Source organism: Agathobacter ruminis (assembly GCF_002735305.1).
Taxonomy (GTDB): Bacteria; Bacillota; Clostridia; order Lachnospirales; family Lachnospiraceae; genus Roseburia; species Roseburia ruminis.
Map to the genome: position 1 here is coordinate 1 of NZ_PDYG01000027.1, position 25783 is coordinate 25783.

Here is a 25783-nt window from a genome sequence, read left to right on the forward strand (position 1 = left end):
TTTCATATGCAAATCTCTGCGCATCCTCGCGGAGCGTTTATCTCAGTCGGAGATTGTAACTCCGACTGAGATAAAAAAGTCCCTGATACAGCCTAAGCTATATCAGGGACGATTGATCGTGGTGCCACCCTTGTTCGTTGTAATAAAAAAGCGAATTTCTATTTCTAGAAATTCGCCACTAAAAACAACCTCATTTTGATACAGAATTTAAAATTCGATATCTCATCCCGATAACGGAGGAACACCGGCGCCGCTACTGTGCATATCGCATTCACTTTGCTCTCACGAATCCATTCCATACAAATTATCTCATTCACTCGCACCAACCGTGAACTCTCTGTAGAGAATCATCTGCTGTACTACTTTCGCTCATTGATTTATCTGTTCAATTGCTATTAGTTTAATCCATCATAGTAACACTGTCAAGTTTATTTTTTAAACTTTTTCTTTTGCTGATGTCCTGTAAGTTTTTCGATCCAAAAACGTGGGAGCAGTCTGACTGCGAAAATTGCAAGTTTCATACGTAAAGTCGGAATAATCACAAGATCTCCCCGCATCAAGCCCTTCAAAGCAACCTCTACGCAATATTCTGCACTGATTCCTGGCAGCGAGAATTCTACATTTGCTACTGCATTGAATTCTGTATCGACAGGCCCCGGGCAAAGTGCGCTGATATGAATCCTGTCATATCCCTGCTCAATGGTTTCCACTGCAATCGCTTCCGTCAGGCTCGAAACATAACTTTTGGTTGCATAATAGGTTGCCATATATGGTCCGGCAGGAAATAATCCTGCCGAACTTGCAACATTCAATAAATAGCCGCCTTTTTGTTTGCGGAATTTGTGCAAAGCAAGTTTGCTAATGATATGAAGTGCTTTGACGTTCAAATCAATCATGGACAATTCTTTGCCCAAATCAGTATCCATAAACGACCCACAATCACCATATCCCGCATTATTGATAATGATGCCTACCGGCTTATCTTCCAAAAATCGAAAAATTCTTTTGCACTCTGTCGGATTCGTCAAATCTGCCGGAAATACGGTGCATTCTACATGATATTGATTCTCAATTTGCTCAGCCAATTCAATCAAACGCTCTTTTCTGCGCGCAACAAGAATCGGCACATAGCCCATTTCGGTCAATTGTTTTGCAAATTCCATTCCCAATCCGGAACTTGCGCCCGTAATCAATGCATACTTATATTTTCGTCTTTTCATCTTATTTACCACCTTTGGTATAAAGATATCACATCCATTAAGTGCCGTCTACTGAATATCCTTCTCCTTCATAAAGAAAATGCGGGAAGAAAAATCACTGAAATATCTGGTATCTTCATCATATCCCGTTCCGGCATATGCCGCATGCAATTTTACGCCCTGCATCAAAGTGTCTCCATATGCCTCATAGGATTCCGTTTCCCCGGGCATGGTAACAAATTTTGCGACCACATGATGTAAAAGAGAATCCGGTTTCACATGAATCGGAGCCGCTGTATTAATCAAATCACCAAATCCTTTGATATTATAACGCAGCGGTCTGTTATTAAATGTGTATTTCACATCAGGTTTTAAGCCTTTTGGTGCATATTGCTCGAATTGCATATTCGGTTCAATTAATTCTTTCATAAGCAAACCGACCGCTTTGCTTTGGTCTTCGCTCACACAGGTCCATTCATGAATCTGATTGCAGCGTCCGCGATAGAATTTGCCAAGTTGCAATACATCTCGCCATTCTTTGTAAATCTCGATTTGTTCTTTGATCTCTTTTAAATCATCGGCAGATGCATCGCAAAGATTACATTCATATCCCAGCATTCCAAACGCAGCCACACCGAATCGTGTTGTAAGCGGTGTCATTCGCAGAGTCTGATGATTTGGGCATGCAGATACATGCGAGCCAATCGTATTCATCGGATAGCCGTAGCTGTATCCGGTCTGACCGTTCACACGATACACCGCATCTGTGTCATCGCTCGCCCAAATTTGCGGGAAATACGAAAGAATGCCCAGATCAAAGCGATTGCCGCCTGCCGAGCAACCTTCAAATAAGATTTCAGGGAATTTGTCTGTCAGTGTCCGCATAATGCGATACAATCCCATCACATAGCGGTGTGCCACTTCCGTCTGTCTATCCGCATCCAGATATGCCGAATAATAATCAGAGAAAATTCGATTCATATCCCATTTCACATAAGAAATGTTTGCGGAAGAAAATACTTTTTCCATTGCCGAAATGATATATTCCACTACATCAGGATTGCATAAATCGAGAATTCTTTGTGTACGTCCTTCGCTGTGTGGCTTGCCCGGAATGGAAATCGTCCAGTCCGGATGTGCACGATATAAATCAGAGTCGACATTTACCATCTCCGGCTCTACCCAGATACCAAAATCCATGCCAAGATCATTGATTTTTTTTGCCAATCCGGCCACACCGTTCGGAAGTTTTTTGGTATTCACTTCCCAGTCTCCAAGTGAACAGGTGTCATTATCACGATTACCAAACCATCCGTCATCCATGACAAACAATTCGATTCCGACATCTTTTCCTGCTTTTGCCAGTTTCATCAATTTGGCTTCATTAAATTTAAAGTAAGATGCTTCCCAGCTATTGAGCAGAATTGGACGGATTCGGTTCTTCCATTTGCCTCGCACGACATGATTGCGCACAAAAGAATGCATATTCTGGCTCAAGCCATTGAATCCGGAATCGGAAAATGTCATCACCGCTTCGGGAGATTCAAAAGAATCCCCCGGCTTAATTACAAATCCGAACCCTCTTGGATTAATGCCGTTTAAGAAGCGCAATTTATGAAATGAATTCACATCACATACTTCGTAATGATTACCGCTGTAAATCAGATTAAATCCATAACAAGGACCATAGTCCTCATCGGTGTTCTCCTTTGAGAGCATCACAAACGGATTTGCACGATTGGATGAAGTACCTGTATAGGATGAGCAACTAATCGTTCCGGCATCCGTTCTGACACGATATTTCTTCATTTCCCGTGCCCATGCGCCATGAAAAGTTGTAAAAACATAGTCATTGCTTTCAAAATCGATCTGATTGCTCAACAATCGGTTTAAGCGGACTTCTTCCTGTGAACGATTCATCACGATTGTCGATTTGACAATCACATCCGTTTCTTCAAAAACAGAATAGCATAATATCAATTCCTGCTCATAGTCTGCATCTTTCAGATGTACTTTGAGTGTTTTGGTCCGGTTGGATTCATCGTATGATGACGGAAGTGTATTCAGTACGGCTTTTTCATCCAAAATCTCGTGATAATCATATAAGAAATCACATGTGCGGCTTCCGTCCTGATGTGTCATCTCGATGAGAGGTTCACGCAAATCACCCTTACCTTCCGATGACATCTCCAATCTAAAATCTTCCAGTGTAAATCCCGGATTCTGATTGTCATATACAATTGTATTTCCCGGAGAAAACTTTCGTTTTTCCATCAAAGAGAAAACATCTTCTCTGCAATCGACATGAATGCGTTTTCCATAATACAGATGTTCCAGGTGACCACTTGGCAAAACAGCAAAAATATAACTTGTATTCGCAGTTTCCAGAACAAATGTATGATCATATTCATAAATCATGATAATCCCATCCTGTATTGATTCATTTTATAAAGTGCCGCGGTTTTTCTTATCCTGTAATTCCTTTGTAATTTCAAGTAAACGCTCATCGGTCAGAATATATTTCTTTTTGAAGATAAAGAATGCGATAAATAATACCACAATCGGTACAATGGTCATAGTCATACGAAGACCGATAACCGAATTGCCGGATACCACAGAAGCACCGTTGGCAATGATATCATCCACCATCTTCTTCATGCCCTCAGCAAGGCTTCCGTTGACTGCATTAATTGCATTGTCCGACTCACTGATATGGAAAATAGAAAGGCAAATAGATGCTACAAGTGCTGCAACACCGCTTGCAAGTTTTACGACAAAGGTCTGCATAGAGAAAATAACAGATTCATCTCTTCTTCCGTTCTTTAATTCTCCGTAATCAACTGTATTTGCAAGGAATACGGTAACAATAACATTCAGCATTCCGACTGCAGCCATAATAAAGAATCCAGGCACAAGGAATGGGTATACGGTTGCAATTCCCGACAAAGCCATGATCAAAAGAATCACATATCCACCGATTGCCGAGAATACACAAATATAAAATACCTTCATAATATTGAAGAATTTGCGAAGCAACGGGAAGAATAACATCATTGCAAGAATCTGGATTCCACCGCCAAATGTATTAAACAAGGTATAATTTCCGGTCCAGTTTGAACCGGCAAGGTCATATTTAAAGAAATAAATCAGCAGGTTTGAAGTGATATAAGTTGCTGTATTTACAAGAACGATGGTAATAACCATGGTCATCGCCTGATCATTGTGAATCAGTGAGGAGAACATTTCTCCAACGCTTGCAGTCTTCATGTCTACTGATGACTTTTCCTTGATGCACAGGCAGGTAATCAGGATAAATGCAAAGAATACAATCGCAACAGCAAGTGAAAAATACTTATATCCAATACGCTCAACTTCTTTGGTTGAAACAATGGATGCGCTGTTTTCCTGTCCTTCCCCCGCATTGATTTTGTTGTAAGTTTCTTTATCCACATACAGTGCAATCGAAGCTGTATCAGACTCTGCAGAGTCCATCACAATATTCATCTCTGAATTGTTTTTATCCAGTGAAACGGAATTCAAAACGATATCATAATTGGAATTGTCCTGTGAAAATGAAATTTCATTTTCAAATTCACTCTTATCCGCTGTAATCTTCACATCTTTCAGAACATCTGAAAATACGGTTACTTCTCCATCCGCAACACCGGCATCATCCTTTTCCATCACATAACAAATCGAATTGGAAACTGTCAGGTCCTGATTGTTTGCACTCTTTGCGGAAATTGCGCTACCGATATTGGTTACAGCCAATACTGTTACAATGGTAACGATGGCAGATCCGACACCTGCGCAGGTACGCGCCAATGCAGAAAGTCCTTCACGCTCTTTTCCACTCTCGGTAAATGCAGGAACCATTGACCAGTAAGGGATATCCATCATGGTATAGGTCACACCCCAAAGAATATAAAAGCATGCTGCATATGCGACAAGACCCGATCCCTTTAATGTCGGTGGGCAGGCAAACATCAGATATAAAATAATTGCATTGGTTAAAGTTCCGATAAACAGCCAAGGGCGGAATTTACCCCAACGGCTCTTTGTCTTTGCTACAATCACACCCATAATCGGGTCATTGAATGCATCAAACACACGCGCAACCAGAAGGATAATACCCATGATCCATGCGCTCACACCCATAATGTCCTGATAATAATACAGAATATAGCTTGCGGAAAGCATATATACCATGTCTTTTCCGACCGCTCCTATTCCATACGCAAATTTTTCTACCCCAGAGAGTTTCTTTTTGGTCTCCATTTTAATGTTCCTCCTTTAACCCCATGGCGAGTTCCACAACTTTATACGCGCCATTGTATATTCCCATTTCATTATTTTTCTTAATATTTTCGCACATCGATACCAGCATATCATCCGAATTCATAAACAAATCGATCATCTGCAGTGTATGCGGAATGTCTCTGCATTCCAATGTGCCGTCTCCAATTTCGGCAGAGTGAATTGCACCCCACATTTCATGTTTTCCAACACGCTTGATAAACAATTTCGGAACCGGATAAAAAGCAAGTTCCGACGGCTTTGTTACCAGAACATCAGCAGAGCGCATCAGCAGATTTGTCGCATAGACCGCTTCGAAAATGTTCTTATGCCAGAAGCCATGAATTCCTGTAATCTCATTTTGCGGGTCAAGTGCAGACTCTGCAAATGCAGCAGTTTCTTCCCAACAGTCAAAATGTTCTTTGGACAGGGCTTTCATCTCCGGGATTTCTGCCATCAGTGCATCCCAAACATTTTTATAATCGCCGACATTGACATATAAGGCTGCTTTACCATCCTTGATAAACGGAATCAGATAACGGATAATTGCCGCAAAAATCTCTTTTTGCGCGCCCGCACCACCGATGGTCAGCAGGAATCGCATAGGCTTTTGATTCTCTTTTCTCGCAATTCTTGCATCACAGTCAGAGACAAGATTGCTTACCAATTCGTGATCAATATAATGTCCTGTATAAACAAGCGAATCTGAAGGCATCGGAGAAAGCACCTGCTTTTTTGCCATTCCGTTGCAGATGCGATATCCCATATATGCATTGTGGCATTGTATGGTATGAACCGATCCTTCGGAAAAATGAAGCGCCATCGGCCAGTTGTCCGGAATTGCATTCACCACATATTTCATACCTGCATGAACCGCAGCCTGTGCCGGCCATACATGTGTTCCAATCACAGGAATATCCTTTGGTACATTTGCAAAAACAGGCGCCATTAATTCCGCATTTTTCTGATCTGCAGCATTATAGGTCAGTGCGCGAAATCCTTCATAATTGACCGGCTCCCATACAAATTTGTTAAACAAGGGATTCTTGGAAAGTCTTGAGCCCAGAGAATATAATTCATTCTGTGCCGCAATCACTTTGGTACAGGTGGTTTGCGAATAACTGTTCAAATCCATCCAATATGGCTGATATCCCATTGCCTTGGCTGCGGAAGCCATTGCCATGGATATGCGGTAATGTCCAAATCCCATTCGAATATTGCCGACAATAATTCCCTTTTGATGATCAAATTCCAGATTCGTTTGTGCATCCCCTGCATTGTAGTGCACATTTTGATTCAAATCTCCAATCAGGACATTTGTTACATTTAAAGAATCTCCAATATATGGATTTTTTTGCAAAGTCACCGGATAATTGCAATTTGAATCATCACCAAATTTGCGTATAAATTTTTTCTTTGATTTTACTGCTTTTTTATAAGCTGATTTTTTGATTTCATTTCCAAATATATTTTTTGCACGATCCTTCATTCACTCTCTCCTACTTTTTAATAATTCCGTCAAATAGAAGACTGACCAGTTCATCTAAAGCATCAGAATATGAAATATCATGAGAAATCAATAAATCTCTTCCAAAGAACTGCTCAATTGCAGCTTCAAATGTTGCCTTAAAAATCACAACATTGACCGGGCGAAGCACACCTTCCTTTACGCCCCGTTCAAGCAAAGCAATGGTAGAATCCCATCCGCTTTCCAGGCGTTCCTCAATCTTTTCGTAGATTTTCGGATATTTACTGCGAAGCGAGAATAATTGACGGAAGTCAATCTCTTTATAGCTGTCCGGTAATACACCAAGCATCTTGCGCAATTTTTCAACAGTATCCAGCGAATCATCACAAAAAACCTGTTGCTCGCATTCTTTAATATTATCGAAAGCATAATCAACCATTGCATAAAGCAAAGCTTCTTTGTCACGGAAAATCGAATAAATCGTCTTCTTGCTCATCGTTAATTCTTTCGCAAGATCATCCATTGTAAATTTCATTCCCTTTTGATTAAAAACAGTTGCAGTTGCTTCCAGGATACGAATTCTCGTATGTCGTGTTGAATTTAAATTCATAATTTCCCTCTTTTCTCAGCATATTGTGCTGTAAATAATGGTTTCATTGGAAACTTAGGTATATTTCTCCCGTTTCCTATATCGTACCAAAAGTGGAAACTATAAGCAAGAAACTATCTAACCAAAAATAGTTTCTTCTTTTTGTGCAAATTTACAAGACAAATGAAAAATAATATTGTATAATGATTTTACACAATTAAAAGGAGGGCAATCAAATGAATTTATATATAGAATGCAAAATGGGAATTGCGGGTGACATGCTGATGGGCGCGTTATATGAGCTGCTTTCTCCTGCACAGCAGAATGCCTTTTTGGAAACAATGAATCAGTTATTTCCGGGTGATATACGAATTGAAGCACAAACGGATCAAAAATGCGGCATTTCCGGAACACATATGCATGTATTTGCGCTCGGTCATGAAGAACATGAGGCGGAGGCACCCGATCATCACAAACATCATGCGCATTACAGCTATTCAGATATCCTGCATCATATCTCTCATTTGTCACTCCCTGAATCAGTAAAAAAGGATGCAAAAGAAATTTATCATATTCTAGGCGCGGCAGAAGCCCGCGTGCATCAAACTGAATTGGACAATATTCATTTTCATGAGGTTGGTTCTTTGGATGCAATTGCGGATATTGTGGGATGCGTTCTCGCATTGGACTATTTAAAGCCGGATGAAATCTATGCCTCTCCGATTCATGTTGGAAACGGAACCGTACATTGTGCTCATGGAATTCTCCCGGTTCCTGCTCCTGCAACCGCAGAACTATTAAAAGGAATTCCATATTATACAGGAACAATCAATACTGAATTGTGTACACCGACCGGCGCTGCAATCTTAAAATTTTACGCGAAAGACTTTGTCAATTTCAATGGAATTGTAGAACAGATCGGTATTGGTACGGGGACCAAAGATTTTCCTTCGGCCAATATTGTCCGCGTTCTGCAAACCCAAAGTCAGTCTGCAGACCGTGATATGATTACAGATATCTCCTGCAACCTGGATGATATGACAGGAGAAGCGCTTGGACATGCAATGGAAATTCTTTTAAAAGCCGGCGCCAAAGATGTCTTCTATGTTCCGGTGCAGATGAAAAAGAACCGCCCCGGCGTTTTGTTGCATGTAATCTGTGACAGCATCGACAGGGATCATATGATTCAATTGATTCTTACACATACGACCACAAGAGGTGTCCGATATATCAATATGGAGCGTACCAAAATGCAAAGCACCTTTGAACAGATTGTCGTTGACGGACATACGATTCATATCAAAATCAGCAAACTCGCCGGTTCAGAACATGTCATGCGAAAGGTCGAATATGAAGATGCGCATCAGTATGCAATTGCACATCACATATCTTATACCGAAGCAGCAGAATTTCTATTAAAGCAATACGAACAATTACATGATTAACAGACAATGAGAAAGGCAACGAACCATGTCGTTGCCTTTTTGATTCCTTATATTCTTGTCTCAGCTTCGAGATGAATCTCCGGAGCCTGATTTTTCTTTCGTTCCAAGATTGTCGTCCATAATTGATGAATCTGATAAATCAAAATCTGATCGGCATCAATCGCATAACTTGCAAGTGCATCCAGATCCAGATAACGGATTCCCAAAGGCGGCTGAAAAACCAGATTTGTGGTCTTCGTCTCAGTTGGTCCTGTCAGGATTTCTTCGTAGGTAATCAGCAAAAAATCTGTCGGATAATAATGCGTAAAATAAGAGACAAAACATTCATCTACAGTATAAGTCTCTCCTTCAATGGTACGCGTTTTCTTTTCGGATAGCTGATTATATTCTGTCGTAGAATACAAAATTTCCCATTCAACATTTCCTTTTGCCGTTTCTCTGTTCAGTTCCTGCAATTGGACCAAAAGCTTATCGGATGGCTTTATTTTTCTCATTCCATGAAAATTATGTATCATTTATTTCTTTGCCTCATATGAATCAATTAAATAGCCATGGACCACAAAGCGCTCATCATCTCCGGATACCGAATCATTACAGGTTGAAAGGGTGACAATTCGATCATCCTTCGTCGGCGTCAGGCCGGTATCACGTTCAGAAATATCGAGAATATGCTGAATGAACTCCTGATAATCATCGGTCGGACCAAACGGAACGGTATAAAGCTTGTCATATGCATCCACTGTTTCATATGCAAAAATCTGATAACGATATTTCATTTCTTTGGTACAAATCTGGAAATACATATGATCCGGATAATATTTTTCATCATCATGATAATATTTCAGTTTTCCAAACATGGACAGATTTCGCATATTATGACCGTAAATAATGGAATGATAATCTGAAAAATCAGGTTTGTTCATCCCTTCTAAAAACAAACTGCCTGCGGTCGCATGAGAGCGGTCCAAAGCCCTGCGCAGATAATATTCATCATCTCCGCTGAACAAAATCGGATAGCTGATCTCTTCATTTTCAAAAAAGATCCAGGCTGACACATCGGAATTCTTTTCTCTTAAGCCATCAAAATCAACATCAATCATCTCATACCATTCCAATGGTTTTTCTGAGTCGACATTCTCCTTGACCTGATAATATTCCGTTGTATAATTCGATTCCAGATTGTCATACAACTCATTGGATTTATGATAATCCAGATAAATCATAATCAGTTGTACCGCTGCCACACCAATAATGATTATTCCCAAAAGAATCAACAGAATTGACCACGAAAACTTTTTTCGTTTTTTCTTTTCTTCCATTGTCTCTATCCTTTTTATTCTTTTTTATTTTCAATCAATTCGTTCTCAATGGAAACATCACGAATGTCCAGTTTAATGACAACATTGCGATGTTTTTCATTGATTGCATAAAGATTTGAAATCAGACGATTTCCGACAAGATGGGCATAATCTTCATTGCAGGATGGTAGCAAAAGAATAAACTGACTATCGCTGTATTTACTCGCAACATCTCCAACACGCAGCGAATCGCGAATACAGCTTTCCATTGTAGCCATCGCCTTCTTGATGCGGAATTCCGCAATCTGTTTGGTATCTGTCTTCTTGCCTTCCATGGTGATCAGCATCATCGTCTCATCTTCATCGCTTCTTGCATTTTTGCGCGCTTCAAGATGATAAATTTCACGAAAAATCGGATAGCTACAGAAAAAGACGCCTTCCGGATTCTCTTCTACGATGTCTTCATGCACTTCTTCAATGTCATTTGCCGAAGATTTGCTGACTGCAAGCAGTTCTTCATATACTTTATTGAGTACGGTTGTCTTGCGCACACCCAATTCCCGCTCGATAATTTCCTTTGCATTCTCATAAGACTCCAAAGCAAGCGAAATCTTATTTAAGCGCATTCTGGCTTCAATCTGATAGCAATACAGTTGCTCGTCAGCATTATCAAAGGACAATGCCGTCGTCACCAGACGATCAAGATATTCATACTGACAAGTCTTTTTGTATAAATCACCGAGCGCTTTTACAACCGATAAATACATGGATTGATAATATGTATTTAACGACTGTGCCCAATAGCAATCCTTGATTCCCGGCAAAAATTCACCCTGATATAAGCCGACTGCCTGCTCATATTTGATCAGAGCCTTATCTTCCACGCTTTCCTTTTTGGCTGCATTAATCAATTGTTCAAATTTTTCGCAATCCAGCACAATTGGGATTTCCGGATTCCACTGATAGGAACCTCGATTGGTCAGAATATAATCATTTGGTCCAAAAATGCGTTCCAGGCTTTTGCGCAAACGATACATTAAATTCTTTAATGCGCCGACCGGATTGTCGACTTCTTCATCCGTCGCCCAAATTGAATTAATAATGGTATCGGTAGATAGTGCTTTGTCCCTGTGAATAATCATATACATAAACAAACGGGACAACATCACCGAGCGCAGATTCTTATCATTTAAAATGATGTCATCAAAAACAGCCTGAAAACCACCAAATGTACTGATTGTAATTCCTGAATTACTTTTTTCCAACCTACATCTTCTCCTTTAACCCTTTATCGTCCATCATTTGATACATTGTCTCAATATAATAATCGACAGCTTCTTTTGAATTATCAAATTGTTTGGCGATACATTCATCCCCCGGGTATTGCACCCGTATATTATTATAGTTCCAATATTCTACAAATCCAACATTTCCCTGCCTGTCCACAAAATATTTGCTCATCACAGGAGTTGAATCTGCATTCTCCGTTTTCGTGGTAGACTCTTGCGGTTTTTCTGCCTCCGTCTTCACCTCGTCCGGCTCAGTGACTTCCGGCTCATCATTTAAATCAATGATTTCCAGTGACGGATCAAATTTTGGTTCCGGCATCAATGATACCATTTCGACATTGCCGTAATCTTCCGTGTTTTGTATGGAATTAATATAATCAAAGAGGCTCAGCTGACCTCCGACCTGTTTCTTTTCCAATACAAATCCTCCTAAAAACGTCGCATCTTGTCCGAACCGTCATCAACCGTGTTCTCAATCTTCTTGATCGTTACAAAATAAGAGTGTGTATCATCAATTTTCACTTCACAACGATCGCCCACTTTATGGCCAAAAATTGCAGCCCCAAGCGGTGATTCACGACTAATCTTGTTATTCAATGCATCGATTCGAACCGTTGTTACAATTTTAAAAGTTTCAACCATATCATCATCTTCAAAATACAGATCTACCGTATTGTTCATTCCTACTTCATCCTCTGATGAATCTTCGGATACAATACGAGCCGTTTTAATCATATTTTCAAGATAGCGAATGCGACTTTCATTCTCATTTTTAAACTTTTTTGCAGCTTTATATTCAAAGTTTTCGGACAAATCTCCCTGCGCTCTGGCTTCTTTTACATCTTCGAGCGCCTTTGGCCGTACGACGAGTTTACGATGCTCGATTTCTTCCGTCATACGGTCAATGTCCTTCTGTGTTAATTCATCATGCATATCAATTCCTCTAAATCACTCCGGCCAATGCAAAACTCAAAACGACAATTCCGATTATGATTCGATAATAACCAAATACTTTGAAATCATGCTTTTTGATATATGATAACAAAAAATTAATTACAAAAATCGAAACAATAAATGATACCACAAAACCAATGATCAATACACCGATTTCCGTTTGTGACATCGTTGCACCGGAGCCCAGATATTTATATCCCTTTAACAGACTTGCACCAAACATAACCGGAATTGCAAGATAAAAGGTATATTCCGCAGCAACCGAACGCGATACTCCAATCAGCAATGCACCGACTATCGTCGCTCCGGAACGGCTTGTGCCCGGCAAAACGGCAGCAATCACCTGAAAAATACCGATTAATAATGCGGTAGAATAAGTGATATCTTTCACTGCAGCAATCTTATCATATTTCCCGGAATGAACCGTCTCAACAATAATAAATACGATACCGACTGTAATCAGCATAACTGCAACAGTAATCGGATGGTAGAGATGTTCATCAATCCAGTCATCAAGCAAAATGCCAATTACCGCAGCAGGAACACAGGATACCAAAATATGAAACCAAAGAATCATGATATCCATCTTCACATAGGCACCCACACCGTTTTGTGTCAGCGGAGCCTTGTTATTCTTTTTTCCAAACGGCCATATCTTTTTCCAGAAAAGCAATACAACCGCAAGAATCGCACCAAACTGAATGACGACCTCAAAAAAGGTATAGAATTCATCCGAGACATGCAATGGCAAAAACGATTCTAAAATAATCAAATGTCCGGTACTGCTGACAGGAAGCCATTCTGTGATTCCTTCCACAATGCCGAATAATAATGCTTTTAATAATTCTATCATTTTATACGACCTCTATCTTAAGTTTCTGATGGATTTCTTTCTGATCCCCAGAAAAATACAGCGGTCGTTCCGATACCGGTATGGCAGCCGATGGTAGAACCGATATTATGGATTTCAATATCTTTGACATTTGGGAATTTCTCGCGAATCTGGCGGGCAACTTCCTTTGCATCATCCTCGCAGTATGAATTGGAAATGAAAACTTTATCCGAATAATTCAAACCATCCTTGCAATACTGCTCCATCTTTTCCACCACGCGCTTAAAACATTTTTTCTTGGTGCGCACCTTTTCCATTGGAATTAATTTGCCTTCATAATCCACATGAAGCAATGGGCAAATATTCATAACAGTGCCAATGAAACCGGCAGTTTTTGTCACACGACCACCTTTGATAAAGGCTGTCAAATCAGAGCAGAAAAACCAATGCTGCACTTCTTTTTTGTGATTCTCAACAAAGTCTGCAAGCTCTTCAATACTCTTTCCTTCATCGCGTAAATCTGCAAGTTTGTCCACCAGCAATCCCATACCCGAAGATGCAGCGAGTGAATCGAATGCATAAATCTTGCGATCCGGATATTTTTCACGCATCATATTTGCAGCCACTGCCGAAGAGTTGCTGACACCGGAAATACCGGAAGAAAGGCTCAAATGAATGATATCCTTTCCTTCTTTCAGGAATTGTTCAAAATAATTGCAGAATTCATCCACATTAATTTGGGATGTCTTGACATCTGCTCCTTTTGAAATGCGACCGTAGAATTCATCCAAACTCATGGTCTCCCAGATATCATCCGGATACTGAACACCGTCCATCTCATAATGAAAGCAGCAATATTTAATATCTCTTTGTGCAAATTTCTCTTTTGATAAATCTGCAGATGTACATGTACTGATTACATAATTACTCATGATCAATTGGTCTCCTTAAACATAATCATTTTATCATATTTCAAATTATATCAAAACTCGATTTGTAATACCACTATATTTTTGGTATAAAAAACAAGGAAACCACAATTGCTTGTGGTTTCCAAAATACATTTTCTTTATTCAATCTCGTTATCTTTATTTTTCTTTCCATGTTTGCGAATTGCAGAAATGCCAAGGCAAATCAAAATACCGACAATGACTACGATTCCGCATACCAGTAAAGTCTGCCATAAAGACATGTCAAAAAATCCGTTCTCTACCAATATTGCATTCTTCATAATACCTCAACTCCTCTCCTCATCGTAACTTATGATGAATACTCTTGATTCATTGCTTTTTGATTTTCTTTTTTTGCAATACCATTCGCAATAATCATCATAGCCAAAGCAATCAGGAATACCAAAACGAGTATGATAATGCCAATAACAGAAAAACAAAGCTGGCATAAATATCCAATGAACGGAGTCTTAGCTGCAATCTTTCCTACAATCACATCTTTTTCGACCTTCTCGCCACCTTCAAGCATGATTCCGTCGGTTTCTTCTCCGGCAACATAATTTACAAGAACACTCTTGTCATCTTTTCCAAGATCAATTGCAATTAAATTGCCATTTTGAATGGAATCAACCTCTTTTGCATAAACAACAGTACCCTTGGTTCCGACCTTACCCGACTGATCTGAACCTACCAATCTTGTCTGATAACCGAATACAGCCGGACAAAGAACCGGTGCTACAGCTAACAATACTACAATAATCAATGCATAAGCGACAATTGTAAGTGCGAGTGGTAACCCTCTTTTTTTCTTTTTGGTTTCGTTCATTCTCTTTCTCCCTTCATGAAAGCTTTTCCTTAATTATATTTTAGTTTTTCTACTGAAAATATGCAATGCTTAAGTAAAATATTTTTGATATGAAGAAAGATCAGTTGCATACGCAGCCTCTTTCTGATTGGTCAATGCCGCTTTCATCACATCCTCATTCGCAACACAGGTGGAAACAGCCTGAATCATGATTTCGGCTTCCGATGATGGGAATAAATTCATCGGTGCAACATAACGCTTATTATGTGCGGTTTCTTCGAACCCAAGTATCAGCATATTGTTCATAAACGCGCGATGCACTGCATCCACAATCTGCGCTTCATGATTGACATCCAGATAAAAATCACATAATTCAAACAGATCATCAATCACCTGTGATTTTACGCTCGGATATAAGGTAACATTCTCATACTGATCAAAATCCATTAATTTAGATGACATTTCCGTCAAAGCACAGATATGAAAATGCACTTGCGAAAGCTTTGACACCAGCATGGTCAATTGCTCGATATGATCGGAGTTCGTACAAATCAAAGCATCACTTCGATGCTGATTTTCACGCTTGAAACTGTAAATATATCCCAGCTGTTTGACAATCTCCGGCGAGTATCCCATTGAGATCATCTTTTGATATGCATCCGGGCGCTGAACAAAAATTGTATGGGTTCTTGCTGCATTGCCCTCAAGAATCACTTTCATATTTCCCGGAATTTCATTGCCAATCGGTTCATTCCAGAATAATGCGTCTTTGCAGTGATCGTCGTTTCCCGGCAAACCAAATGATACAAAAAACGGATAAGATAACGAATTGAAAAATAATCTTGTCTGATCCAAACCTGAGCATGTCAGATAATATTGTGTCAGTTCGGTCTTGCTATGCAAAATCTTATCACGCCCGTTCCAGTGTACCAAAATATCTCCCGTCACAAAATTCTCATAGATCACTTCTCTTCCGTGAATATCAAGATAACTGCGACAAGCTTTTTGTCCTTTTTTGTTAAATGCAGTACGACAGAAAAGTGCACCAAAACGATTATAATGTTCGCTCAGGCGTACAAATCCGGCATCATCCAGCCAGTCGACAATACGTACCTTGCGATTCGGTGACGGCTCAATATAATAAATACGAGCGCGTTCTTTGCCCATATCACTGATTTTTCCGGATGAGTTGGAACCGGATATTTCCCAGTAATCCGGAACATCAATTTGATTAAAATATCTCGGCTTCCCCGAAATTGTTTCTACGGTTGAAAAATCCCCAAGGAAAAACTGATGCGGAGACATTACTCCATCCGGCAAATAGCCTTCATCTTCCATACAAACGGCATTAAAATCAATGCCCAGATTGCAAAATGATTCATATAAATTTTTGCTCTCTTCTCCGAAGGTATCAAAGAGCAATGTTATTTTGTTTTTGTCAATAATTGTACCCATCTCTTTTCTACCTCTTCTGTTAAATATGTTGCAGCCTTTTCATAAGAATGGTTTCTGAAAGCATCCATATCATCCTGTTGAAACATTTTGATGATGCGATCCGCAAGCAAATCAATCTTTTCCTGTTTATCCATTCTGTCATGAATCGGAATCAAATATCCGTTTTGTCCATCATCGATAAAAGTCTGATTGCCGTAGCGGACATCAAATCCGACAATCGGCAAGCCTGATCCGATTGCTTCCATCAAAGTCAATCCGAATCCCTCACTTTGTGAAGCCGAGAAGTAGGCATCATACATCAAATAGATTTCATCCAGCTTATGCTGTCCCATCAAACGCACATAATCACTGCATTCCAACTTGGAAATCAGTTTCAAAAGTTTAGATTCATCCGCACCTTTTCCGTAAATATCAAGACTGATATCTTCGATGGTTTCATGTGCTTTCACCACCGCTTCGACAAGCCAGTCGCAATGCTTCTCTGAAGCCAGTCTAGATGCGGTAATCAAAGAATGCTTCTTTCGCTTGGAATTATCTTTTCGCAAAATATCAAGACTTCCGACAGGAATTGTCACTACATTGACTTCCTCCCCGATATATTTTCGGAACTGTTCCCGCAACAAACGATTCTGCGCATCCGTAGCCGTAATAAACGCATCCACATGACGGAATTGAGAAAATGGATATTCATAAAAATTATTCCATAACACGTGGTCTTCATTCGTACTGCCTTCGCTGAAATGGTCTGCATGAATCACCATATATACACGCGCATCATTACAATTCTTCAAAATTGCATGCCCGATTCCGGTATTCCGGTCGATGATTGCAACATCATCTGACTGCAAATGCATCAATTCAACCATATATCCCACAAGTTCTTCTTTGGAATAAAGCACTTTGTGCGGGAAGCGGTAAAGCAGTTGATCTCCATCAATCATTTCGGAATAAGCTGTGGTGCCATCCTCGTTGAAAAACCTGCGGCAATATAAATGAGCACGATTGTCAAGCGGTGCATAATATTCCGAATAGGTCTTACAATAAGTATAAAAATCTTTGCGGATCAACAAGTCTCTGGATACGATTTCAACCGCATGCACCAAATCGCTGTCTTCCCCAAGGGTAAAGACCGTATAATATAAATTGTTTGGGAAATAATAATATACTTTCTTTCCGTTTCTCTCTACACGGAACTGCTCATCCGGAAACGTTTCTTCGAGCTGTTTGAGTGTAAAAGAGTTCGGTGCAATCCTGACATCCGTGAAATAAGTATATAGCCAGATGATTTCACTGTCGTCATATCCAAGATTGGCGGTTAATCGTTCTATATTCTCGTTCGGGAACATATCCATAAATACATATTTGGCATCAATTCCCGCTCTGCGCAGCATATTGGCGCGATACATTTGTGCATATTCCACGCCGCTGCTGGCCCATCCTATCCCCAAATTAAAATTATAAACCATAGCATTCTCCTGATTATGGGTAAATCACATTAAGATTTCCCTTCTTGTTAATCGACACTTCGCTAAGCAAAATGTTTCGAATAATATTACGTTTTACAGTTTTCTCATTATCCAGATATGACTCATATGCCTCATTCTGGTATTCATAAATAATATTGCGCTGCGCAGATGCACGACCGGAAACAGCATATTTAAGCTGTTCAAGGTAGTCAATCAACTCTACCCAGCCATCATCCAACGCTTTCAGCGTCGCTTCTCGTATAAATTGTTCGTATTTGTCCCGATCCTGGAATTTCATGCGCTGAGAGCCAAGTCCACGGCGTACACGCGAAACCAGATATCGTTCGATTGCCTCTTTGTCATCAAGCCTTAAAGTCGTCAAACCTTCATCGATGGTATAAGAAACATTATCCAAAATATATCTGGTCAAAACGGAACGATCCGAACAATCATTTTCTTTGACGAATTCATGAATATTCCGGCGCGCAATCTCAATCAATTGTGTTTCCGCAAGCGTACCTCCGTCCAGCAAACCATCTCGTGCTTCGTAGATAAAGCTTCTTTGGCGTTTCAATACTTCATCGTATTGTACGGCCTGCTTACGGGATATTTCAGAATATTCTGTTTTGATTTTCTGTGCTCCGTTGATGATTTTTTTCAAACGATGCTTTGTAATTCTGCGCTTTCCATCAATGATTTTTTCCAGCTTTTCATTGTCTTCGGAATTGACCACGTCATCCTCAAGACTTACAAAATACTGGCTGAAGCCGGGGTCGCCCTGTCGCCCTGAGCGTCCCCTTGCTTGTCTCTCATTTCGCGTGTTATCCATTCTGCCGACTCCAATTACGGCAAGGCCACCCAGTTCCCGGACACCCTCTCCGAGTTTGATATCTGTGCCTCGTCCCGCCATGGAAGTCGCAACGGTAACCGCATTTAACTGGCCAGCGCCGGAGATAATCTCTGCTTCCCAGAATGCATTATTGGCGTTCAATACATTGTGTGGGACATTCTCCTGCAATAGAAGTTTGGAAAACAAGTCAGTGTCCTGCACGGAATTCAAAACAATCAATACAGGTTGTCCTGTTTTATGGACCTCCAATACTTTTGCAACAGCAGACCAAAACTGGGTTTGCGCATTTTTATAGTACAGGTCTTTTCGATCATCGCGAATGACCGGACGGTTGGTTGGAATTCTCACCACTTTTTTGTGATATGTGTCAAAGAGTTCATCCTTGGCATCGAGAATTGTTCCGCTCATTCCTGCCATCTTCTCAAACATCAAAAACAGGTTCTGATATGTGATTGATGCCACAGTTCGAAATTCCTGTGTTATTTCAACCTTCTCCTTTGATTCGATTGCCTGATGCTGACCACCGCGAAGTTTTACGCCATGCATCAGACGACCGGTTCCTGCATCAACGAGTTCGACCTCGTTTTCATCTGTAACAACATAGTCCTTATTGCGCTTTAATAGGACATGCGCGCGCAAAGCCAGTGTTACATGTCTGTTGATTTCAAAGTATTCTTTTCCATAAAAGTTTGGAATTCCAAAGAAGTTTTCCGCGAATTCAACCCCCTTTGGAGTCAGCCATACAGCTTGTTCCTCTTCTATATAATCAATATCTTGCACCAATGCGGTCACAAAAAAGTCACACAAAGCATAAAGATTCGATTGTACTCGAGGCACACCGGAAATAACAAGCGGCATGATTGCCATGTCCAAAAGTACGGCATCAGCTTCGTCAATGATTACATAATAAAGGTCGCAGAGGAAACGGTCATCTGCTTTCTTAACCAGATTATTGAACAGATAATCAAATCCAAGACCTGTATTGGTTGAATAAATAATATCTGCAGAGTATCTAATTTTACGCTTTTCATTGTCCTCTTCATCTGCATTTGCCGGCGGATAGGAACAGGAAAGTCCCATAAATTCATACACTTCCCCCATTTCTTTTCCGTCACGAATGGCCAGATATTCATTGGTTGTCACCAGAACGCAACTCTTCCCTGTCAATGCATTCAGATACAATGGCATAGTTGCAGACAATGTCTTTCCCTCTCCGGTGCTCATCTCTGCCAAAAATCCCAAATGAAGAGCGATACCGGCCATAATCTGCACATCATACGGATGTTTACCGAGAATGCGTTCATCCGCAACTGCCATGGCTGCAAACGCTTCCGGTAATAAATCATCCAGTGTCTCACCTTCCTGGTAGCGACGCTTGAATTGTGAAGTTAAAGCAGCAAGTTGCTTATCGCTAAGCTTGCTCACCTCTTCTTCTTTTTGCTTTACTTTTTTTAGAATGCTCTTTAATTTTCTTAATTCTTTCCTGGTCTTCATCGTATTCTTCCCTAGACGCTTCTCGTAAAATCAGAGAGCGAAATACAAATTTAGAAACTCCTCCGTTAATCAGCTGAATCGAATAGCTGTAGGTCGTAATCGGCGGCTTAAAAATCGCATGCGGTTCCCGAACAATCAGGCTTCCCGCAACTTCATCATATCTGCCGTAAAACATGATACGAAGCATTAATCCCGCCGCTTCCATCTCGTCATAATCAATATTCATTGTAATGGAATAAGCACTTTCGCCATCAATCAACGGCAACGACGGTTCCACTCGATTGGTCTGATGATTGGTTTTTGAAAACCACTCATGGATAACAGTTCCCGGAGGCATCAGTTTGTTCGTATATTCCACTGTTCCATCCGGCAAAAATTTCATCAGCGAACCATGTGCATATGAATTTTTCAAATATTCCTGCCAGCGAATTATCCATTTGTCATTAACCATGATTTTTTCCTTTATGTTTCAATCATTTATTAAATCTTTCTTCCAAAATCCTCGCGCAGGACTTTGCGATACTGGCCTTTGAACCAGTTCATAACTTCCTGCGTATTGTCATTGTGTCGGCCATGCGTACCTTTTCCGTAGATTTGTACGCCTTCCGATCTCATATTGGACAAAATATCCGGATATGCATCTTTGTCATAATCATCTTCATAAAGATATGAAATGATAAATTTACTGTGTGTCCAATTTGCCTTTCTGAATTTTTCCCAGAAACGTTCATTAAATTGTTCAATCTGTTCTTCGCCGAGTCCCTGATAATTCTTCAACAGCAAATCCAGTGAAGTCGGGAAAATACCGACACGACCGATTCTTTCGTTTTTTGCCACATTGCCAAGATTTGCCAAAGGTTTTCCGAGAATCAATGCATGTGGCTGCAGGTCGCAACCATAATATAATGAGCCAAAGGTTCCCATTGATGCACCGGAGAAAATCAACTGATTCGACTGGAACTGCAAACGCCTCATATACCCGCGAATCGTGCGGACAATCGAATCTTCAAACTCTTTATCTCCGAGATAAAATGCACCACCTTCCAGTCTAGGATCTGTCACCAGCAAAAACGGACATCCTAGACCGCGCATCATATAATATCCTTCAAACCCTTCCTGCTTACGATATCCGGAAAAATAAACCGCAAGCGGTGGTTTCAGGTCACCCGGATCAAAGTAATAGAACATTTCTTCTTTCATTGAAGTGATCGTGCGATCTCCTCCCGGAAGGAAAAATCCTATGTCATGACGGGAATGGCGTGTATGAAGGGAAATAAATCGAAGTTCTCCTTCCCCTTTTGCCAATACTGAAACAAAAATCGGGCCTTGTGCCATATGATTTTCGACATGAATCACTTCGTCCAATTCCTCATCCGAATATTCCCAAATCTGCTGTACATCGCCCACAGAGCCGTTATAAAATTGGATGACACGCAATTTTACTTTGACATTTTCTGTTTTTAAATGCTCGAGGAACAGATCCAGTGTCTGCCCTTCAAAAATCGGCAGATTGTTTTTCCAGTAAAGAATTTGCGTATAGTCGTCTCCAAAATCGCCTTTCAAACGCAAATCGAAATTGCCATTGAATTCAACTTCACCTTCAAACATCTGATTCACCGTCAGATAATCCGGATGCATACGTTCTCCGTATGGATTCGGGAAATAGTCATTGACAGTTTCTGCCATAAAGGCATTTACATCCCCTGTATAAAGACGCTTTCCGATTTTGCGTTCATAATATTTTTGCGTATTGTTCTTCATCCTGACATTTTCTGTCGCATAAAGGCAATAAGCTCTCGTGCAATTCACCAGATTCTTATATTCCGCCAGTGATATGTCACGATCTAAAATCACAAGATCATAAATGATCGGTATTGGCTCTATGACGTCGCTAAAATAGTCTACTTGAACATGCTCAGGGATTTCGTAAATGTCATTCCAATCCTCATCTCCCAGGAGCAAAATGTTAATATTATTCAAGAGTCGTCAATACCTCCTTCCATGCATCAATCAAAATGCCCGTAGTAAATTTCTTTCCAAGTTCATAGCAGGAAACCAATGCTGCATTCCAGTTTTCAAAACTGTCAAGGAAATACGATACGCTCGTTCCAATCTGTGAATAATCATCAATCAGATATCCATTTCCGCGATCTTTAAAATACTGATCGGTGCGGGTTGATATACGCGGAACACCTTTACTGATTGCTGTAACAAACAAAAAGACATCTGTGCGGCCACGCAAATCGAGAATAACGCGCTGTTCATTCAGACATTTACTGATGGTACGCTCGTCCACACACTGATCCAATATGAATCGTACTTCTACTTTTTCTTCCTGTTCTTCATCCAGATCATTTTCCGACTCGATTTTCTGGTCCGACTCATAAATCCAGCGCATATCAAAATGATTCTCATTCAGACATTCCGCAATCTTATCCATGATAATCGTGGCATCACGATTGGTTGCTTTTCTGGTAAAAACATGAACACGCGCCTTTTTATTTTTCAGCAGATAAAGCGCCAGTTCATAGATAATCAAATACAAATCATTGTCATCAATATCATCTACCGGGAGAAGAATGTTTTGCACATTCAATTGCTGGCTGATACCAAAATCCGTTCTGGTATCATATGGCGAAATATCCATACATGGAACATTCGAATCCACCACTTTTTTCACACGCTCCATCGCCCGTTTCGAATCTGTGACAATATAGTTCGAATGATTCAGGAACGACTTGATACTTTCAAGATTTCTATAACGATAACGATGTTCAAAAAATGTACAAATATATGGCTTATCACGCAAACAACGATGCAAAAGGCCGATATGAAGCGGATGAACAGCCGTAATAAATGCATCATGATCTGTCTGCTTTAAATAGGATTGAAATACTTCTTCAATCACTTGCTCCATATTTTCATAAACCGTCCGTCGGAAAGGAATTTCCTGCTCTTTTCCATTAAAATTGATATCGTAATTCGGGCAGTTCTGATTGATCGTAATCACACCGGAATCTGCGTCTTCACGCATTTTCCATTTGCCGTTTTCCATCAGATAGTCTGTATATTTTTCTTTACCATCTTCAAAAATAGTGGTTGTCGAGACAAACCCTCTGTCATCATAAATATTTCTGCGGCAAATAATTCCATCCGTATACATATCAATCGAAATCATATTGCCGTCTTCTCCGAATTCCACCTGCGCATATTTCTGACCATTCAAAAATGCTACAATTGCAAACGGAGAATACGAAAATTCAATTCCTTTCGGCCACTTTAACCGATGATAAGAAAGAACAGCGATTTTGGATCGTTTCACCTGCTGAATTGCATCAAAACATGACCAATACGGTGCTCTGTAAACTGATTGACGATGCAGAAAGTGCCTTAAATTCGGTGCATAATTCAATAATAAAATGCGATAATCGATTCTCATATTTCGATGAAACAACTGAATTTGCTTAATGGTTTCATCGAATTCCGAATGAAGTTTACGTCGATACCAGAATTGTTCACTTTCTTTCCAACTATTTTCCTTATACCAAGCCGGAATAAAATAAATCATATTTTCTCCCTCCGATTACACAATCGGCTTATAGCGATCTAAATTCAAATAAACTTTACTTTCTCGATAAAATGCAATCCAAATACCGGTCGACATCATAATCGAACTTGGCAGCATGGCAAGTGTGGTATCCATATATCCGTATAATTGCAATACCAACGGAAGGCCCAAACAAATGCTCAAAATCAAAGAGCTGTAGATTGAAAAACGGATTACATTGCCAATCAAATAGCGTGAAGTCTGCTTGCCCGCATAAATATCCAAAATAGAATCTCCAGCCTTCAACAGTCCTTCAGACATTTTCTTCGGGTCAATCATGATAATTGCAAATACAATCGACAGAACCCAAATCGTAGACAAATATACAATAATTCCAAGCGGTTTCGTCAAAACAATATTTTCTGAAATCTGATTGAGCATCATATTATCCGGATTAAATTGTGCAATCAGAGAAAATACCACTTGTGGAAGCATAAATGCCGCAGATGCAAACATAACCGGCATAATACCCGCAGGATTCAGCTTATATGCGATATAATTCTTCTCCGCATAAATATTATGAATAGACACGCGTTGCACCGCAATTCGCTTCTCTGTTGTTTCCAATATCAGCATAATTGCAATATCAAAGAAACCAAGCACCGCCGGAATGATCATTTCTTTTGGCGTATGCTGGGAGAACATGGCAAACATTGCATCCATAATATTGACCAAAATGATTACCATACGACCACCCAGGCCATATTTTTGATTCTGATTGCACAATCGAATTACAATCAGCATTCCGACAATCATTTCCAAAAATACAATTCCTTTTGTAAAAAGCAATTGGTCTCCTTCTACGCGATATTCGTATGCCGAAAGTCGTTCATATGCCTGTACCGCACCAATAATCAAAGCAGTCATCAGCATTAATTTTGTTACTTTCTTTGGTGAAACCTGTGAAGTCTTGTCAGCCTGCTTAATTGCCATATAAACAAGCATCAGCATAGATGCAAGCATATAAGGCCACATACCTAAAATAAAGATGGAATAGTTATTAAAATCTCCTGATAAAGATTGTAAAAAGATGGTTTGCGCATTTAATTCCACATCACGATAAGCAGATAAATCAATTCCGTAAAGAGGAATATGCCGCCCCAGCATATATACCAAAAGTGTACAAACGGTATAAAGAAATTTGTATAAGAAAATATGTTCTTTTGAATTATGATTACCCAATTTATTCTCCCCAATTATCGCAAAAAATTAGTGACCATCCATAAATGAATGGTCACTAATATTATATATCACTTAGTGAATAATTTCCACGAAAGATTGATTATTCTTCAGATCCGTCATCGGCATCATTATTGTCAGTTGCCTTACGTCTCTGTTTATCATAAACAGCCTTTCCTGTTACAGCTGCAGCAGCTGCTGCAAGCCACCACCACCAGTTCTTGAGACCATCTTTGTTTGCTGCCTTCGGAGTCTCTTCAGGAGCAATTACAACAGCCTCAGTATCCGGTTCTTCATCTGCCGGTGCCAACGGAACATCCGGATCTACAATCTGTGCCGGCTCATCCTGTGGAGCTGGAGCTACCGGAGCGTCAGGCTCTTGTGGAGCTACCGGTGCAACCGGATCATCAGCGATATCATCGTCATCGATTGCAGGAGTCGGAATCGGATCTACCGGATCAATTACTACTTCTGCTGCTTCAGACTCAGATGCTGAAGTACTTACTGATTCACTATCTGATGTGCTTGCTGATTCAGATGCACTGATGCTTGCTGACTCGCTTGCACTTACACTTGCTGATTCGCTTGCGCTGATGCTTGCTGATTC

At 40.2% G+C, this 25783-nt stretch carries 23 protein-coding genes and 1 other annotated feature; of the genes, 1 reads left to right on the forward strand and 22 read right to left on the reverse strand.

Annotated features, from left to right (window positions below; genetic code table 11):
• Positions 1 to 101: 101 nt before the first annotated feature.
• Positions 102 to 382 (reverse strand) — a binding site (T-box leader).
• Positions 383 to 428: 46 nt separating this feature from the next.
• Genes CSX02_RS05720 through CSX02_RS05745 form a run of 5 tightly spaced genes read right to left on the reverse strand, consistent with a single transcriptional unit; the run spans position 429 to position 7573 of the window.
• Positions 429 to 1220, reverse strand: coding sequence for an SDR family NAD(P)-dependent oxidoreductase (locus tag CSX02_RS05720; RefSeq protein WP_099385962.1), 792 nt, complete (start codon positions 1218 to 1220; stop codon positions 429 to 431).
• Between the two features lie 48 nt (positions 1221 to 1268).
• Positions 1269 to 3617 carry an alpha-galactosidase gene (locus tag CSX02_RS05725; RefSeq protein ID WP_099385963.1) on the reverse strand — a complete coding sequence of 783 codons (2349 nt, stop codon included), beginning with the start codon at positions 3615 to 3617 and terminating at the stop codon, positions 1269 to 1271.
• Between the two features lie 27 nt (positions 3618 to 3644).
• Positions 3645 to 5477, reverse strand: a complete 1833-nt coding sequence (locus CSX02_RS14020) for an MFS transporter (protein ID WP_330399455.1) — start codon at positions 5475 to 5477, stop codon at positions 3645 to 3647.
• Position 5478: 1 nt separating this feature from the next.
• The gene (locus tag CSX02_RS05740; RefSeq protein ID WP_099385964.1) at positions 5479 to 6984 is read right to left on the reverse strand and encodes a DUF6937 domain-containing protein; all 1506 of its coding nucleotides are present in this window, start codon (positions 6982 to 6984) and stop codon (positions 5479 to 5481) included.
• Between the two features lie 10 nt (positions 6985 to 6994).
• A complete protein-coding gene (locus CSX02_RS05745) occupies positions 6995 to 7573 on the reverse strand; it encodes a TetR/AcrR family transcriptional regulator (protein ID WP_031545256.1) in 579 nt (192 codons plus the stop codon).
• Between the two features lie 215 nt (positions 7574 to 7788).
• Between CSX02_RS05745 and larC the strand changes: the two genes are divergently transcribed.
• Positions 7789 to 8997: a nickel pincer cofactor biosynthesis protein LarC gene (larC, locus tag CSX02_RS05750; RefSeq protein WP_099385965.1), complete on the forward strand. Its 1209-nt coding sequence runs from the start codon at positions 7789 to 7791 to the stop codon at positions 8995 to 8997.
• Positions 8998 to 9044: 47 nt separating this feature from the next.
• Here larC and CSX02_RS05755 read toward each other — a convergent pair whose 3' ends face one another.
• The 17 genes from CSX02_RS05755 to CSX02_RS05830 form a co-directional block, all read right to left on the reverse strand.
• Positions 9045 to 9491: a hypothetical protein gene (locus CSX02_RS05755; protein WP_189281378.1), complete on the reverse strand. Its 447-nt coding sequence runs from the start codon at positions 9489 to 9491 to the stop codon at positions 9045 to 9047.
• A gap of 21 nt (positions 9492 to 9512) precedes the next feature.
• Positions 9513 to 10316 (reverse strand): class B sortase, encoded by an 804-nt coding sequence (srtB, locus tag CSX02_RS05760; protein WP_099385967.1) that lies wholly within the window; start codon positions 10314 to 10316, stop codon positions 9513 to 9515.
• 14 nt (positions 10317 to 10330) lie between these two features.
• Positions 10331 to 11560 (reverse strand): BTAD domain-containing putative transcriptional regulator, encoded by a 1230-nt coding sequence (locus tag CSX02_RS05765; RefSeq protein WP_099385968.1) that lies wholly within the window; start codon positions 11558 to 11560, stop codon positions 10331 to 10333.
• Between the two features lies 1 nt (position 11561).
• Entirely contained in the window at positions 11562 to 12002 is a 441-nt protein-coding gene (locus CSX02_RS05770) for a hypothetical protein (RefSeq protein WP_099385969.1), read from the reverse strand.
• An 11-nt stretch (positions 12003 to 12013) separates the two neighbouring features.
• Positions 12014 to 12517 (reverse strand): GreA/GreB family elongation factor, encoded by a 504-nt coding sequence (locus CSX02_RS05775; protein WP_031545244.1) that lies wholly within the window; start codon positions 12515 to 12517, stop codon positions 12014 to 12016.
• Positions 12518 to 12527: 10 nt separating this feature from the next.
• Positions 12528 to 13391: an undecaprenyl-diphosphate phosphatase gene (locus CSX02_RS05780; RefSeq protein ID WP_099385970.1), complete on the reverse strand. Its 864-nt coding sequence runs from the start codon at positions 13389 to 13391 to the stop codon at positions 12528 to 12530.
• A 17-nt stretch (positions 13392 to 13408) separates the two neighbouring features.
• Positions 13409 to 14302: a DegV family protein gene (locus tag CSX02_RS05785; protein WP_099385971.1), complete on the reverse strand. Its 894-nt coding sequence runs from the start codon at positions 14300 to 14302 to the stop codon at positions 13409 to 13411.
• Between the two features lie 137 nt (positions 14303 to 14439).
• Positions 14440 to 14601: a hypothetical protein gene (locus tag CSX02_RS13515; RefSeq protein ID WP_155896374.1), complete on the reverse strand. Its 162-nt coding sequence runs from the start codon at positions 14599 to 14601 to the stop codon at positions 14440 to 14442.
• Positions 14602 to 14630: 29 nt separating this feature from the next.
• Complete coding sequence (locus CSX02_RS05790) at positions 14631 to 15146, reverse strand: hypothetical protein (protein ID WP_034219427.1); 516 nt, start codon at positions 15144 to 15146, stop codon at positions 14631 to 14633.
• A 69-nt stretch (positions 15147 to 15215) separates the two neighbouring features.
• Entirely contained in the window at positions 15216 to 16580 is a 1365-nt protein-coding gene (gene gtfB, locus CSX02_RS05795; protein WP_099385972.1) for an accessory Sec system glycosylation chaperone GtfB, read from the reverse strand.
• Entirely contained in the window at positions 16550 to 18046 is a 1497-nt protein-coding gene (gtfA, locus tag CSX02_RS05800; RefSeq protein WP_099385973.1) for an accessory Sec system glycosyltransferase GtfA, read from the reverse strand. Before gtfA ends, gtfB begins: the two co-directional genes overlap by 31 nt.
• A gap of 13 nt (positions 18047 to 18059) precedes the next feature.
• Positions 18060 to 20390 carry an accessory Sec system translocase SecA2 gene (gene secA2 / locus CSX02_RS05805; RefSeq protein ID WP_099385974.1) on the reverse strand — a complete coding sequence of 777 codons (2331 nt, stop codon included), beginning with the start codon at positions 20388 to 20390 and terminating at the stop codon, positions 18060 to 18062.
• Positions 20308 to 20841: an accessory Sec system protein Asp3 gene (asp3, locus tag CSX02_RS05810; RefSeq protein WP_031545230.1), complete on the reverse strand. Its 534-nt coding sequence runs from the start codon at positions 20839 to 20841 to the stop codon at positions 20308 to 20310. The genes secA2 and asp3 overlap by 83 nt, the downstream gene beginning before the upstream one ends.
• Before the next feature lie 29 nt (positions 20842 to 20870).
• A complete protein-coding gene (gene asp2 / locus CSX02_RS05815; protein ID WP_099385975.1) occupies positions 20871 to 22370 on the reverse strand; it encodes an accessory Sec system protein Asp2 in 1500 nt (499 codons plus the stop codon).
• The gene (gene asp1, locus CSX02_RS05820) at positions 22363 to 23958 is read right to left on the reverse strand and encodes an accessory Sec system protein Asp1 (RefSeq protein WP_099385976.1); all 1596 of its coding nucleotides are present in this window, start codon (positions 23956 to 23958) and stop codon (positions 22363 to 22365) included. Before asp1 ends, asp2 begins: the two co-directional genes overlap by 8 nt.
• A gap of 15 nt (positions 23959 to 23973) precedes the next feature.
• Entirely contained in the window at positions 23974 to 25179 is a 1206-nt protein-coding gene (locus CSX02_RS05825) for a preprotein translocase subunit SecY (protein WP_099385977.1), read from the reverse strand.
• 100 nt (positions 25180 to 25279) lie between these two features.
• A partial coding sequence (locus CSX02_RS05830) for a hypothetical protein (RefSeq protein WP_330399458.1) occupies positions 25280 to 25783 on the reverse strand: 504 nt, incomplete at its 5' end.